Source organism: Micromonospora endophytica, assembly GCF_003236305.1.
In the GTDB taxonomy this organism is placed as follows: Bacteria; Actinomycetota; Actinomycetes; order Mycobacteriales; family Micromonosporaceae; genus Micromonospora; species Micromonospora endophytica.
Window position 1 is genome coordinate 1 of record NZ_POTX01000169.1, and the last position, 13,842, is coordinate 13,842.

A 13,842-nucleotide genomic window follows, 5' to 3' on the forward strand; every position below is an offset into this window, starting at 1 on the left:
GGCGTCCCGTGGGTGTCGGTTGGCACCGGGGACGCCTTGATCATGGAGGGTGGGGGAGTGGCCAACATCGTCAACCTGGACCGGGTGTCCAAGGGCTACGGCGCCGCCGGAGCGCTGCTCACCGAGGTTTCGCTCGGTCTGGACGATGCTGATCGGATCGGCGTGGTGGGGCTCAACGGGGCCGGCAAGTCCACGTTGTTGCGGCTGCTCACGCGCCGCGAGGAACCTGACGACGGGCGGGTCACCCACCGGCGTGATCTGCGGGTCGCCTGGCTGCCACAGAACCTCACCCTCAGCCCGGAGGCGACCGTCCGGGACGTGGTCCTCGGCACCGAGTGGCTCGCCGAAGGCATGGGCGCCGAGCACGAATGGGCCGGCGACGCCGGCGTACGCGCCATCCTCGACGGGCTCGGCATGCCCCACCTCGGCCTCGACGCGCCGGTCGGGCCGATGTCCGGCGGCGAACGTCGCCGAGTGGCGCTGGCGGCGCTGCTGGTCCGCGACGCCGACCTGCTGATCCTCGACGAACCCACAAACCATCTGGATGTCGGCGGCGTCGACTGGCTGGCCCGGCACCTGCTCGGCCGCAAGGGCGCCCTGGTGGTGGTCACCCACGACCGCTGGTTCCTCGACGCCGTCTGCACCACCACCTGGGAGGTCGCCGACCAGACCGTGCGGGCCTACGAGGGCGGCTACGCCGCCTGGATCCTGGCCCGCGCCGAACGGGAACGGGTCGCCGCCGCCACCGAGGCCCGCCGGCAGAACCTGCTCCGCAAGGAGATCGCCTGGCTGCGCCGCGGCCCGCCGGCCCGCACCTCCAAGCCGAAGTTCCGCATCGACGCGGCGAACGCGCTCATCGCCGACGTCCCGCCGCCGCGCGACACCATGTCGCTGCAACGGCTGGCCACCGCCCGGCTCGGCAAGCAGGTGTACGACCTGGAGCAGGTACGCCTGCACGCCGGTCCCAAGACCATCCTCACGGACGCCACCTGGCAGGTCGGCCCCGGCGACCGGATCGCCATCCTCGGTGCCAACGGGGCCGGCAAGACCACCCTGCTGCGGATGCTCGCCGGCATCACCCGACCCGACGGTGGTCGCCTGGTCATCGGCTCCACCGTCCGGCCGGCCTTCCTCTCCCAGGAACTCGCCGAACTCCCCGGGGAACTACGCGTCCTGGAAGCCGTCGAGGAAGTGGCCCGGCGGGTACGCCTCGGCGACCGGGAGATCTCCGCAGCCCAGCTCGCCGAGGTGTTCGGCTTCGACGACCGGCGGCTCTGGACCCCCGTCGGTGACCTCTCCGGCGGCGAGCGGCGGCGACTCCAGATGCTGCGTCTGCTCGCCGGTGAGCCCAACGTGCTGCTGTTCGACGAGCCCACGAACGATCTCGACACCGACACCCTCGCCGCCCTGGAGGACCTGCTCGACTCCTGGCCCGGCACCATCGTGGTGGCCAGCCACGACCGCTACCTCATCGAGCGGGTGGCCGACTCGACGTACGCCCTGTTCGGTGACGGCCGGCTGACGCACCTGCCTGGTGGTGTCGACGAGTACCTGGCCCGGACCGCCGGCCGGTCCGGGCTCGGTCCGGGCACGACCGCACCGGCGTCCGGCGGGTCTGGCGCGGACGGCACCGTGACCGGCGGCACCGGGATGAGTGCCGCCGAGGCGCGGCAGGCCCGCAAGGAGTTGGCCCGGCTGGAACGGCAGGTCGGCAAGCTGGAGCAGCAGGAGGCGGCGTTGCTTGACCAGCTCGCCGCGAACGCCACCGACTACACCCGGGTCGCCGAGCTGGACGCCCAGCTGGGCCAGGTACGCGCCGAGCGGGAGCAGGTCGAGCAGGCATGGTTGGACCTGGCCGAGGAGATTCCCGCCTAGGCCATGACCACCTGGGTCGGCCGCGCCGCCGGCGGTCTTGCGGCTGGCCGGGACCCGTGTGCGGCGTCATATCGCGGGGTGCGGGAGAATCGGCGACGACCCTCACCCAACGGCGTTGGAGACACAGACATGCATACCCCCGTCAACCACCCCGCGCAGCCGATCTACCGGGCGATCGGCGGGCTGACCGGTCTGTACCTGGTGGTCTTCGGTGTGCTCGGTTTCTTCGCCAGCAGCGGCGAGCCCCTCCTCGGCCGGGGCGACACCCAGATCCTCGGGCAGGGCACCAACCTCGGCTTCTCCGTGTTCAGCATCGTGGTCGGCGGCATCGTGCTGGCCGGCACGGCGATCGGCCGCAACCTCGACGTGCTGATCAACCAGTGGTCGGCGTACCTGATCATGGTGGTCAGCCTGGCCGGGCTCGCCTTCATCCGGACCGAGGCCAACATCTTCAACCTCAGTGTCGCCACGGTCATCGTGATCATGGTGGCCAGCCTGGTGCTGCTGCTGGCCGGCATGTACGGCAAGGTCGGCACCGACGACGAGCACGAAGCCTGGAAGAAGGCTCGGCTCGTCCTCTGAGGGGTTTCGGCTGCGGGTTCGGTGGGGTTTTCGCCGGAGCCCGACCCGCTCCGGGCGGTCAGGCTTGATCCCTGCGCGGGCCGGGCTCCGGCGAAAACCTGTAGTGGTTCCGCTTCGCCCGAGCCTTCGACCGGGCCGGAGTGGTTGATCTCGGGATAGTGGGCGGTTGGGCGGACAGCGGTGGCCGGCTACGGGACAATTGTGGTGATTGTTCCTGTTGGCGTGGAGGAGCCGTGCCGCACTTTCCGGTGAACCATCCCGCACGGCCCGTCTACCGGGCGCTGTCCGCTCTGGTCGGGCTCTACATCCTCGTCTTCGGCGTCTGGGGCACCGCGCTGACCTGGGGAGAACCACTGTTCGCCAGGGACGGCAGCTGGGCCCTCGGGCTGCGGACCAACCTGGCCTTCTCGCTGGTCTCCGTGATCTTCGGAGTCGTACTCATCGTCGGTGCGTCCCGGAGCAACAACCTCGGCCACTACATGAACCTGACCGCCGGGGTCGTCTTCCTGGTCACCAGCATCCTGATGATGGCGGTGTTGCAGACCAGCGCCAACTTCCTGAACTTCTCCATGTCGACGGTGATCGTCTCGATGGTCTTCGGTCTGATCCTGTTCGGCACCGGCGTGTACGACAAGGTCGGCCCGGAGGAGCACGCCGAGGCGGAACGTAACCGCCGCTACCATCCGGTCGCCGAGATCCACCGCCGCCGCTGACCCGACCGGTCGCGGTCAGCGGGTGCTCGTGATCAGCCCTGGTTTCGCCTCCAGGTGCGACAACCCGTTCCAGGCAAGGTTCACCAGGTGCGCCGCCACCGTCTCCTTGCGCGGCTTGCGCACCTCCAACCACCAGCGGCCGGTAAGCGCGACCATACCGACAAGCGCCTGCGCGTACAGCTCGGCCAGCTTCGGCTCGTATCCCCGGCTGGAGAACTCCGCGCCCAGGATGTGCTCCACCTGGTGCGCCACATCGTTCATCACACTGCTGAAGTTGCCGGTCGCGGAGAGCACAGGTGACTCCCGCACCAGCACCCGGAAACCACTCGTCTCCTCCTCGATGTAACCGAGCAGGGCCAGCGCCGCCTGTTCCAGCAACTCACGGGGGTGACCCGCGGTCAGCGCCGTGGTGATCCGGTCCAACAGGGACCTGACCTCCCGGTCCACCACCACCGCGTACAGCCCCTCCTTGCCGCCGAAGTGCTCGTAGACCACGGGTTTGGAGACCTTGGCCCGGGACGCCACCTCCTCGATGGAGGTGGCGTCGAAGCCCCGCTCGGCGAAGATCTGCCGGCCGATCGAGATCAGCTGTTCGCGGCGCTGCGCCGCCGACATGCGTACCCGCGAGGGGGGCTTGGCCGGTGCGGCGGCAACCGTCCGTCGCCGGCGGTTGCCGCTCACCACATCGGGATTCTCGGCCATCTCGTCACCTCGCCGGCGCTCGGTGACGCCCTGTCGTGGGATCCTGCCTGCGCTCTGCCCGGTCACCTGGACATACTGCCAGGTAACTTGCCGGCCGGTTGCCCGGTGACTGTCACGCCGCGGCCTGCTCCGCAGGCTTCGCCATCTTCGCCGCGAGCCGTTCCGGCTTCGGCCAGCGGACATCCCAGGCCGCACCGGTCTTCTCGAACAGCCAGATCACCCGGGCCGAGATGTCGATCTGTCCCCGCAGCACCCCGTGCCGCGCGCTCGTCGGATCGGCGTGGTGCAGGTTGTGCCAGCTCTCACCGAAGGAGACGATCGCCAGCGGCCAGAAGTTGGCGGCCCGGTCACCCTGACGCATCATGAACGGCCGCTCACCGTACACGTGGCAGACCGAGTTGATGGACCAGGTGACGTGGTGTAGCAGCGAGATGCGGACCAGGCCGGCCCAGAACAACGCGGTCAACGCACCCTGCCAGGACCAGGTCAACAGCCCGCCCATCAGGGCCGGACCGAGCAGCGAGACCGCCGCGAGCACGGGGAAGAGCGTGGCGGTGCGGTGGATGTCCCGATCGGCCAGCAGGTCCGGGGCGAAACGCCCCCGGTTGGACAGCTCGCGGCCGAACAGCCAGCCTACGTGCGCGTGGAACAGCCCCTTGGTCAGCCCGCGCAGGCTGTTGCCGAAGCGCCACGGTGAGTGCGGGTCACCCTCCAGGTCCGAGAAGGCGTGATGGCGGCGGTGATCAGCGACCCACTGGATGATGTCGCCCTGCACGGCGAGCGAGCCGGAGACCGCCAGGGCGACGCGCAGCCACCGCTTCGCCTTGAACGATCCGTGGGTGAAGTAGCGGTGGTAGCCGACGGTGATGCCCAGGCCCGCCAACACGTACCAGAAGGCCGCGATGCCCACGTCGACCCAGCTCAACCAGCCACCCCAGGCCACCGGTACGGCGGCGAGCAGGGCCACGAACGGGATCACCACGAAGGCCCAGAGCGCGACCAGGATGCCGGGGGACTGGGTGCCCTCGGTGAGTGGCTTCGGGCCGGTGGGATGCGGTTCAAGCAGAGCGGTCGACATGGCACCTCGCAGGGGACGGTAGGGAACGCGAAACTACGCCTACGTCACCGTAACTTACGCCGCCGTAGATCACATCAGGCAGCGACGAGGGACGATGGCAAAGCTGTCGTACGCTCGCCCTAAGCTGCGCGGCGTGACCAATTTTGAGGCCGCCGAGGTGCGGCGACTGCGCACCGAGGAACACCTCTCAGTCCGAGAGATCCGGGCCCGCACCGGTCTTGGTCGAAACCGGGTGTACGAATTGCTGCGCGGCGTCCCGCCGTCGGAGCGGACCCGACGCCCCAACGCCAAGGACGACCTACGCGCGCAGGCGGTGTCCCTCCGCGCGACTGGGCTCTCCGTGCCAGAGATTGCGCGCCGGTTGGCGGTGAGCCGCTCGACGGCGTACCTCTGGGTGCGGCACCTACCGCTCGACCGGGATGCGGAGCAGGAGCGGCAGCGCCGCCAGGCCCACTCTAAGGCGATGACCGAGGCGCGGTGGTCGGCACATCGCCGGACGCGCGATGAGGCCCAGGCAGAGACTCACGCCGCAGCAGGCAGGACTGTTGGTCAACTCAGCGACCGGGACGTGCTACTGCTCGGCGCAATCGCCTACTGGTGTGAAGGCACCAAGTCAAAGCCGTGGCGTCGCGACGACCATGTTGAGTTCGTCAACAGTGACCCGGGACTGCTTGCACTCTTTCTGCGCTTCCTGGAGCTCTCTGGGGTTGACCGCGCAACCCCGACCTACCGAGTGAGCATCCACGAGAGCGCTGACGCCGATGCCGCCACCGAGTGGTGGGCGGAGCAGCTGGAGTTGCCGCGTGACCGCTTCCAGCACCCGAACCTCAAGAAACACAACCCCGCCACGGCGCGCCGCAATACCGGCGAGGGCTACCGTGGATGTCTGGTGATCAATGTGCCGCGTAGCCGCGAGCTCTATTGGCGGATTGAAGGTATGATCGCCGAGCTGTTCCGGTCGGTGGCCGTGCGCGAGCGATAGCTGACGCGTGGTTCCGTCTTGACATGTCGATGGGGTGTGGGGTAACGGCAACCCGCAGGCCTTTGGAGCCTTGAGCTCCTGGTTCGAATCCAGGCACCCCAGCCACACGGATATGCCGTCGATCCTGGTGGCCATGGCAACTGGGGCGGATTGTCTGGTTAGCATGGCCGCGACAGAGTGTCCGTGTTCCGACGGGAGCCACGTCGTGTCCGAGCCCCACCCCCGAACCGTCGTCGTGCTTGCCGCCGGTGAGGGCAAGCGGATGAAATCCTCGCTGCCCAAGGTGCTGCACCCCCTGCTCGGCCGGACGTTGCTCGGCCACGTGCTGAACGCTGCCGAGCCGCTGGTGGCGCAGCGCACGATGGTGGTGGTGGGGCACGGCGCGGACCAGGTCCGGACGCACCTGGCCGAGGTGGCCCCGGAGAGCACCGCGGTGTTCCAGGCCGAGCAGCTCGGCACCGGGCACGCGGTGCGGATCGCGCTGGAGGCAGCGCCCGAGGCGACCGGCACCGTGGTGGTGCTCAACGGTGACGTGCCGTTGCTGCGGCCGGAGACGGTGCGCGCGCTGGTCGCGGCGCACGAGGGCGAGCAGGCGGCGGCGACCGTGCTGGCCGCGCAGGTGCCGGATCCGACCGGGCTCGGCCGGATCGTGCGGGACGACGCGGGCCGGCTGCGGCAGATCGTCGAGCAGCGCGACGCCAGCCCCGAGCAGTTGACGATCCGTGAGATCAACGCGGGCATCTACGCCTTCGACGCGACGCGGCTGCGCGAGGTGTTGGGCAAGCTCTCCACCGACAACGACCAGGGTGAGGAGTACCTCACCGACGTGTTCGAGCTGCTGGTCGCCGCTGGCGAGCCGGTGGCCGTGCACCTGGCGGCCGATCACACCGAGACGCTCGGCTGCAACGACCGGGTGGAGCTGGCGGCGTTGCGGCGGCTGCTGCGGGACCGGGTCAACGAGCGCTGGATGCGCGCCGGGGTGAGCCTGCTCGACCCGGCCACGACGTGGATCGACGTGACGGTGGCCCTGGACCGGGACGCGGTGGTGGACCAGAACACCCAGCTGCAGGGTGGCTCGGTGGTCGGTAGCGGCGCGGTGGTGGGGCCGGACGTGACTCTCATCGACACGGTGGTGCACGCGGGCGCGACGGTGCTGCGTAGCCATGCGGTCGGTGCCGAGGTCGGCCCGGGTGCCAGCGTGGGTCCGTACGCGTACCTGCGGCCGGACTCCCGGCTCGCGGAGAAGTCGAAGGTCGGCACGTTCGTCGAGGTGAAGAACGCCGAGGTGGGTGCCGGTGCGAAGGTGCCGCACCTGTCGTACGTCGGTGACGCGACGATCGGGGCGCGGGCGAACATCGGCGCGGCGACGATCTTCGTGAACTACGACGGGGTGAACAAGCATCGCACCGTGGTGGGCGAGGCGGCGTTCGTGGGCTGTGACACGAGCCTGATCGCGCCGGTCGAGGTGGGCGCCGGGGCGTACGTGGCGGCGGGCAGCGCGATCGCCACGGATGTTCCGCCCGGTGCGCTCGGGGTGACCCGGGCGCCGCAGCGCAACATCGACGGCTGGGTGGCGCGTAAGCGACCGGGCACGGTCTCGGCGCAGGCGGCTGAGCGCGCGGTGCAGAGTGCGTCGTCCGAGGGGTCGGCCGCAAGGGAAGGTGAGGCAATCCACGGCACCGCCGAGTCGGTGGGCACGGCGGCTGAGGCGGGAGATACTGCAACCGAATAGTCCCCGGCCGACCACCACCGTGGCCGGGTACCGCCGACCAAAACGGGAGCAGACGGGCCCATGGGCAGCATCGTCGCCGAAAACCGCAAAAGCCTGATGCTCTTCTCCGGACGTGGCTTTCCGGAGTTGGCCAGGGAGATCGGCGAGGTGCTCGGCGTCGCGCCGACGCCGGCCGACGCGTACGAGTTCGCCAACGGCGAGATCTTCGTACGGTTCAAGGACTCGGTGCGTGGTTCGGACGCCTTCGTGGTGCAGTCCGTCACGCACGGGGTGAACACGTGGGTCATGGAGACCCTGATCATGGTCGACGCGTTGAAGCGTGGTTCGGCGAAGCGGATCACGGTCGTGTTGCCGTTCTATCCGTACTCCCGTCAGGACAAGAAGCACCGCGGCCGGGAGCCGATCTCGGCCCGGCTGGTGGCGGACCTGTTGAAGACCGCGGGGGCGAACCGGATCCTCACCGTGGATCTGCACACTGCGCAGATCCAGGGCTTCTTCGACGGCCCGGTGGACCACCTCTTCGCGATGGACATCCTGGCCGAGTACGTGGAGCGCAAGTACGCCGGCCGGCCGATGACCGTGGTCGCACCGGATTCGGGTCGGGTGCGGGTGGCCGAGCGGTGGACCGACCGGCTGGGTGGTTGCCCGCTGGCGTTCATCCACAAGACGCGGGATCCGCTGAAGCCGAACCAGGTGGTGGCGAACCGGGTGGTCGGCGAGGTCGAGGGTCGGGTCTGCCTGGTCGTCGACGACATGATCGACACGGGCGGCACGATCTGCAAGGCGGCGGACATCCTGAAGGAGTCCGGTGCGGCGGACGTGATCGTGGCGTCGACTCACGCGCTGCTCTCCGACCCGGCCACCGAGCGGTTGAAGAACAGCCCGATCAGCGAGGTGGTGGTGACGAACACCCTTCCGCTGCCGCCGGAGAAGCAGCTCGACAAGCTCACGGTGCTGTCCATCGCGCCGCTGCTGGCCCGGGCCATCCGTGAGGTGTTCGACGACGGTTCGGTGACCACCCTGTTCGGTGGGTTGAGCTGAGCTGAGCGCTGCGGTGACCGGTCGGGTCGGCCTCGTTGGCTGGCCCGGCCGGGGTGCCGGGCGGGTTGGTGTGGGGACTGCCGGAAACCCGGGAATCTGCTCGGGTAGACTGGTGCGGTTGCCACGGCGAGGGTGCCCTGCGGGCCGCTGAGAAGCGCCGCACGGAGGCACCGTGATCGACGCGGTGCTCCGGGCAGTCTGCTGACGCATGAGCCCCTGCGAGCCCCCCGCCCAGCACCGCCAGACGACAAGCTGCCGCAGCGAAGCATCAGGAGTTTCCCCGTGTCCGAGGTAAAGATCAGCGCCGAGCCCCGCACCGAGTTCGGCAAGGGTGGTGCCCGTCGTACCCGCCGGGCCGGTAAGGTGCCCGCCGTGCTGTACGGCCATGGCGAGAAGCCCAAGCACATCGCGTTGCCCGCCCGCGAGTTCGCGGCGGCCATCCGTAAGGGCGGTGCCAACCAGCTCTTCGCGATCGAGGTCAGCGACGGCACTCAGGCGCTGGCGCTGCCGAAGGCGATCCAGCGTGACCCGATCAAGGACACCTTCGAGCACGTCGACCTGCTGCTGGTGCGTCGCGGTGAGAAGGTCACCGTCGACGTTCCGGTCCAGCTGACCGGCGAGGCGGCGAAGGACACGCTGATCGTGCACGACCACGACACCCTCTCGGTGACCGCCGACGCGACCAAGGTGCCGGACCACCTGGAGGCGTCGATCGAGGGTGCCGAGGCGGGCGTCCAGGTCACCGCCGCTGACGTCGAGCTGCCCTCGGGTGTCGAGCTGGCCGCCGACCCGGAGCTGGCGGTCGCCACGGTCACCGCCGCGCCGACCGCGGAGCAGCTCGAGGCGACGCTGCCCGAGGTTCAGACGGCCGACGAGGAGGCCGAGGCCGGCGTCGGCGAGGAGACCGCCGCGGCTGCCGAGGGCGCCGAGGCCGGCGAGCCGGCCGCTGCGGGTGGCGAGGAGACCGCCGAGGCGCGGACCGAGGCCTGAGCGGCCCAGAGGCTGTGCGACAGGCGTCCCCGGGGTTCCCGGGGGCGCCTGTCGGCGTATCGGAACGGGTCGTGGTAGCGGAGGGGACGACGGTGACCGAAGAGACCGGGCCGTGGCTGGTGGCCGGCCTGGGTAATCCGGGTCGGGAGTACGCCGGCAACCGGCACAACGTGGGCTTCATGGTGGCCGACCTGCTGGCCGACCGACTGGATGCCAGGTTCGGCAGGTACAAGCGGGTGATGGCCGATGTCGCCGAGGGGCGGCTCGGCTTCGGTGGCCCGAAGTTGGTGCTGCTCAAGCCGTTGACGTACATGAACCTGTCCGGGGGGCCGGTGGCGGGCCTGGCCCAGTTCTTCCAGGTGGCGCCGGATCGGGTGATCGCGGTGCACGACGAGCTGGACATCGACTACGGGCAGCTACGGGTGAAGCGCGGTGGCGGCGAGGGCGGCCACAACGGCTTGCGGTCGATGTCGAAGTCGTTGGGTACGAAAGATTACGTCCGGGTGCGGTTCGGCATCGGTCGGCCGCCGGGCCGGCAGGATCCCGCTGACTACGTGCTCTCCGATTTCGGCGCGGCGGAGCGTAAGGAGTTGGACTTTCTGGTGGATCGGGCGGCCGATGTGGTGGAGTCTGTGATCACCCGGGGTGTGGAGCCGACCCAGAACCTCTATCACGGCGGGTGAGGGACGGCGGGGTCCGGCAGGGCCGGTAGTCTGCGGGTTCGGCGGCCGGGCGGGGCCGGCTGCGCGGCGTACGCGGATCGTTGCGGCGACGGGAGCCCAGAGCATGAGCAGTCCACCGATGGTCGACGGTGCCTTCGCGCGGTGGTTGGCGGACCGGGCCGGCCAGGCGTTGTTGAGGCTGCGGGCGGAGTTGGGGTTCGCCGATCCCGGTGCGTTGAAGTCGGCGGGGGACAAGGTCTCGCACGAGCTGATTCGTAGCGAGTTGGCGCGGTGGCGGCCGGGTGACGCGGTGCTCTCCGAGGAGGACGAGGGTTCCCGGTTGGCATGGGCGGCGGAGGTGAGCAGCACGTCCCTTTCCCGGTTGACCGCCGACCGGGTCTGGATCATCGATCCGTTGGACGGTACCCGGGAGTTCAGCGAGGAGGGCCGCGCGGACTGGGCGGTGCACGTCGCGCTCTGGGCGCGTAACGCGCCGACGTCGCACGGTCTGGTCGCGGGGGCGGTCGGGTTGCCCGCGCAGCACCGGGTGTTGGGTACGGATGCGCCGCCGGCGTACCCGCCGATGCGGGCGGAGGCGGCGACTGCCGGTGGGGCCGGGCCGATCCGGTTGGCGGCCAGTCGCAGCCGTCCGCCGGTCTTCCTGACCGATGTCGCGGCGGAGGTCGGGGCGGAGTTGGTGCCGATGGGTTCGGCCGGGGCGAAGATCGCGGCGGTGGTCACCGGCGAGGTGGATGCGTACGTCCACGCGGGCGGCCAGTACGAGTGGGATTCGGCGGCGCCGGTGGCTGTGGCGACGGCCACCGGTCTGCATGCTTCCCGGATCGACGGTTCTGCGCTGAAATACAACGAGGCGGACCCGCGCCTGCCTGACCTGCTGGTGTGCCGCAAGGATCTCGCCAGCCGGTTACTTGCAGCGTTGCATCGGCATTGCGGGTAGCCTGGCGCTACTTCCTGACATGTCCGACCGGAAAGGTCTGGAAACCGGATGAGCGAGCGAATCGAGTCGCTGTCATGACCGTCACCCCGGCCTACCAGGTCACCCACCTCGACGCGCTTGAGGCGGAGAGCATCTTCGTGATGCGCGAGGTGGTTGCCGAGATGGAGCGGCCGGTGCTGCTCTTCTCCGGCGGCAAGGACTCGATCGTGATGCTGCGCCTGGCGCAGAAGGCGTTCGCGCCGGCGAGCATTCCGTTTCCGGTGATGCACGTCGACACCGGCCACAACTTTCCCGAGGTGCTGGACTACCGGGACCGGCGGGTGGCCGAGCTGGGTCTGCAACTGGTGGTGGCGAGTGTGCCGGAGGCGCTGGCCAGCGGGCTGGTGCGGGAGCCGGCGGACGGCACGCGCAACCGGATCCAGACGCCGGTGTTGCTGGAGGCGGTGGAGAAGCACCGGTTCGACGCGTTGTTCGGCGGGGCTCGTCGGGATGAGGAGAAGGCACGGGCCAAGGAGCGGGTGTTCAGTTTCCGGGACGAGTTCGGGCAGTGGGATCCGAAGAATCAGCGGCCGGAGCTGTGGTCGCTGTACAACGGGCGACACCATCCCGGCGAGTCGATCCGGGTCTTCCCGCTGTCGAACTGGACCGAGTTGGACGTGTGGCACTACATCGCCCGGGAGCGGATCGAGTTGCCGTCGATCTACTTCGCGCACGAGCGTGAGGTGGTCGAACGCGACGGCATGCTCTACGCGGTCAACGAGTTCCTGCCGGCACGGGTGGGCGAGGAGCGGTTCAAGGCCCGGGTGCGGTACCGCACGGTGGGTGACGCCTCCTGCACGGCGGCGGTGCGTTCCGACGCCGACGCGGTCGACAAGGTCATCGAGGAGGTCGCCGCGACCCGGATCACCGAGCGTGGGGCGACCCGAGGTGACGACCGGGTCAGCGAGGCCGCGATGGAGGACCGCAAGCGGGAGGGCTACTTCTGATGAGCACCGAGACGTTCGCGCCGGCTGCTGCCGAGTCGACCGGCCGGCCGATGGATCTGCTGCGGTTCGCGACCGCGGGCAGTGTGGATGACGGGAAGTCGACCCTTATCGGTCGGTTGTTGTATGACACGAAGTCGCTGTTCACCGACCAGTTGGCCGCGGTGGAGGCGGTCAGCGCGGCCCGGGGCGATGAGTACACCAACCTGGCGTTGCTCACCGACGGGTTGCGGGCCGAACGCGAGCAGGGCATCACCATCGACGTGGCGTACCGCTACTTCGCCACGCCACGGCGTAAGTTCATCATCGCCGACACCCCGGGGCACATCCAGTACACCCGCAACATGGTCACCGGCGCCTCGACCGCGGACCTGGCGCTGATCCTGGTGGACGCCCGCAAGGGTCTGGTGGAGCAGTCCCGACGGCACGCGTTCCTCTGCTCGTTGTTGCGGGTGCCACACCTGGTGCTCTGCGTCAACAAGATGGATCTGGTGGACTTCTCGCAGGAGGTCTTCGATCGCATCGCCGACGAGTTCACCGCCTTCGCCGCGAAGCTGGACGTACCGGATCTGACGGTGGTGCCGATCTCGGCGTTGCGGGGCGACAACATCGTCACCCGTTCGTCGCACATGCCGTGGTACGAAGGCCCGGCGTTGCTGCACCACCTGGAGCGGGTGCACATCGCCAGTGACCGCAACCTGGTCGACGTGCGTTTCCCGGTGCAGTACGTGATCCGCCCCCAGTCGACAACTGTCACCGACTACCGCGGCTACGCCGGCCAGGTGGCCTCCGGGGTGCTCAAGCCGGGTGACGAGGTGATGGTGCTGCCCTCGGGCTTCACCAGCCGAATCACCAGTGTCGAGACCGCCGACGGCCCGGTGGCGGAGGCGTTCCCCCCGATGTCGGTGACGGTCCGCCTGCAAGACGAGATCGACATCTCCCGTGGCGACATGATCTGCCGACCCAACAACGCCCCGGCCGTCGCCCAGGACATCGAAGCGATGATCTGCTGGATGGACGAGACCCGCCCGTTGCAGGTCGGCGGCAGGTACGCCATCAAACACACCACCCGCGCCGCCCGGACCATCGTCCGGGGCCTGCACTACCGCCTGGACATCAACACCCTGCACCGCGACGAGACCGCCACCGAACTCCGCCTCAACGAGATCGGCCGGGTCCGGCTCCGCACCACCATCCCCCTGCTCGCCGACGAGTACCGCCGCAACCGCACCACCGGCGGCTTCATCATCATCGACGAAACCACCAACCGCACCGTCGCCGCCGGCATGATCGTCGAAGCCAGCTGACCCAGCGCGGTGCCGCCGCTGTCGAGCTGATCCGTTGGTGCTGTCGACGGGCCCTGCCCGCGCCACGCCCACCCTCCGCCGGGAGACACCGTCACCCCCAGCGTCCCTTTGCTCTGCTTCACCGGACGCGACGGTTCCTGCCGGAAACCGTCGCGTGGGTTCAAGCAGAGCAAAGGGTGGGCAGGGTGCCCTTCGCTCAGTCGAGGCGGGTGGCTCCGGCGGCGGGGATAGCGGTGG

General features: G+C 69.3%; 13 protein-coding genes and 1 tRNA gene. 12 read left to right on the forward strand and 2 right to left on the reverse strand.

Annotated features, from left to right (window positions below; genetic code table 11):
• Positions 1–57: 57 nt before the first annotated feature.
• The 3 genes from C1I93_RS21355 (at position 58) to C1I93_RS21365 (ending at position 3,170) form a co-directional block, all read left to right on the forward strand.
• On the forward strand, positions 58–1,875 hold the full coding sequence (locus C1I93_RS21355; RefSeq protein WP_111245088.1) for an ABC-F family ATP-binding cassette domain-containing protein: 1,818 nt from the start codon (positions 58–60) through the stop codon (positions 1,873–1,875).
• A gap of 129 nt (positions 1,876–2,004) precedes the next feature.
• Positions 2,005–2,457, forward strand: coding sequence for a DUF4383 domain-containing protein (locus tag C1I93_RS21360; RefSeq protein WP_111245077.1), 453 nt, complete (start codon positions 2,005–2,007; stop codon positions 2,455–2,457).
• 233 nt (positions 2,458–2,690) lie between these two features.
• Positions 2,691–3,170 carry a DUF4383 domain-containing protein gene (locus tag C1I93_RS21365; protein ID WP_111245078.1) on the forward strand — a complete coding sequence of 160 codons (480 nt, stop codon included), beginning with the start codon at positions 2,691–2,693 and terminating at the stop codon, positions 3,168–3,170.
• 15 nt (positions 3,171–3,185) lie between these two features.
• Here C1I93_RS21365 and C1I93_RS21370 read toward each other — a convergent pair whose 3' ends face one another.
• On the reverse strand, positions 3,186–3,872 hold the full coding sequence (locus C1I93_RS21370; RefSeq protein ID WP_223256480.1) for a TetR/AcrR family transcriptional regulator: 687 nt from the start codon (positions 3,870–3,872) through the stop codon (positions 3,186–3,188).
• A 112-nt stretch (positions 3,873–3,984) separates the two neighbouring features.
• The gene (locus C1I93_RS21375) at positions 3,985–4,950 is read right to left on the reverse strand and encodes an acyl-CoA desaturase (protein WP_111245079.1); all 966 of its coding nucleotides are present in this window, start codon (positions 4,948–4,950) and stop codon (positions 3,985–3,987) included.
• A 133-nt stretch (positions 4,951–5,083) separates the two neighbouring features.
• Between C1I93_RS21375 and C1I93_RS21380 the strand changes: the two genes are divergently transcribed.
• The 9 genes from C1I93_RS21380 to cysN all read left to right on the forward strand — a co-directional run bounded on the left by C1I93_RS21380 (position 5,084) and on the right by cysN (position 13,605).
• A complete protein-coding gene (locus C1I93_RS21380) occupies positions 5,084–5,932 on the forward strand; it encodes a helix-turn-helix domain-containing protein (RefSeq protein ID WP_223256478.1) in 849 nt (282 codons plus the stop codon).
• Between the two features lie 30 nt (positions 5,933–5,962).
• A tRNA-Gln gene (locus C1I93_RS21385) sits at positions 5,963–6,037 on the forward strand.
• A 58-nt stretch (positions 6,038–6,095) separates the two neighbouring features.
• A complete protein-coding gene (gene glmU / locus C1I93_RS21390; RefSeq protein ID WP_181445264.1) occupies positions 6,096–7,664 on the forward strand; it encodes a bifunctional UDP-N-acetylglucosamine diphosphorylase/glucosamine-1-phosphate N-acetyltransferase GlmU in 1,569 nt (522 codons plus the stop codon).
• Between the two features lie 60 nt (positions 7,665–7,724).
• Positions 7,725–8,705: a ribose-phosphate diphosphokinase gene (locus tag C1I93_RS21395; protein ID WP_111245082.1), complete on the forward strand. Its 981-nt coding sequence runs from the start codon at positions 7,725–7,727 to the stop codon at positions 8,703–8,705.
• Positions 8,706–8,987: 282 nt separating this feature from the next.
• A complete protein-coding gene (locus C1I93_RS21400; RefSeq protein WP_111245083.1) occupies positions 8,988–9,695 on the forward strand; it encodes a 50S ribosomal protein L25/general stress protein Ctc in 708 nt (235 codons plus the stop codon).
• Between the two features lie 92 nt (positions 9,696–9,787).
• A complete protein-coding gene (gene pth / locus C1I93_RS21405; RefSeq protein ID WP_111245084.1) occupies positions 9,788–10,378 on the forward strand; it encodes an aminoacyl-tRNA hydrolase in 591 nt (196 codons plus the stop codon).
• A 103-nt stretch (positions 10,379–10,481) separates the two neighbouring features.
• Complete coding sequence (locus tag C1I93_RS21410) at positions 10,482–11,315, forward strand: inositol monophosphatase family protein (protein WP_111245085.1); 834 nt, start codon at positions 10,482–10,484, stop codon at positions 11,313–11,315.
• 74 nt (positions 11,316–11,389) lie between these two features.
• Positions 11,390–12,301: a sulfate adenylyltransferase subunit CysD gene (gene cysD, locus C1I93_RS21415; protein ID WP_111245086.1), complete on the forward strand. Its 912-nt coding sequence runs from the start codon at positions 11,390–11,392 to the stop codon at positions 12,299–12,301.
• Complete coding sequence (gene cysN, locus C1I93_RS21420) at positions 12,301–13,605, forward strand: sulfate adenylyltransferase subunit CysN (RefSeq protein WP_111245087.1); 1,305 nt, start codon at positions 12,301–12,303, stop codon at positions 13,603–13,605. The genes cysD and cysN overlap by 1 nt, the downstream gene beginning before the upstream one ends.
• Positions 13,606–13,842: the final 237 nt, after the last annotated feature.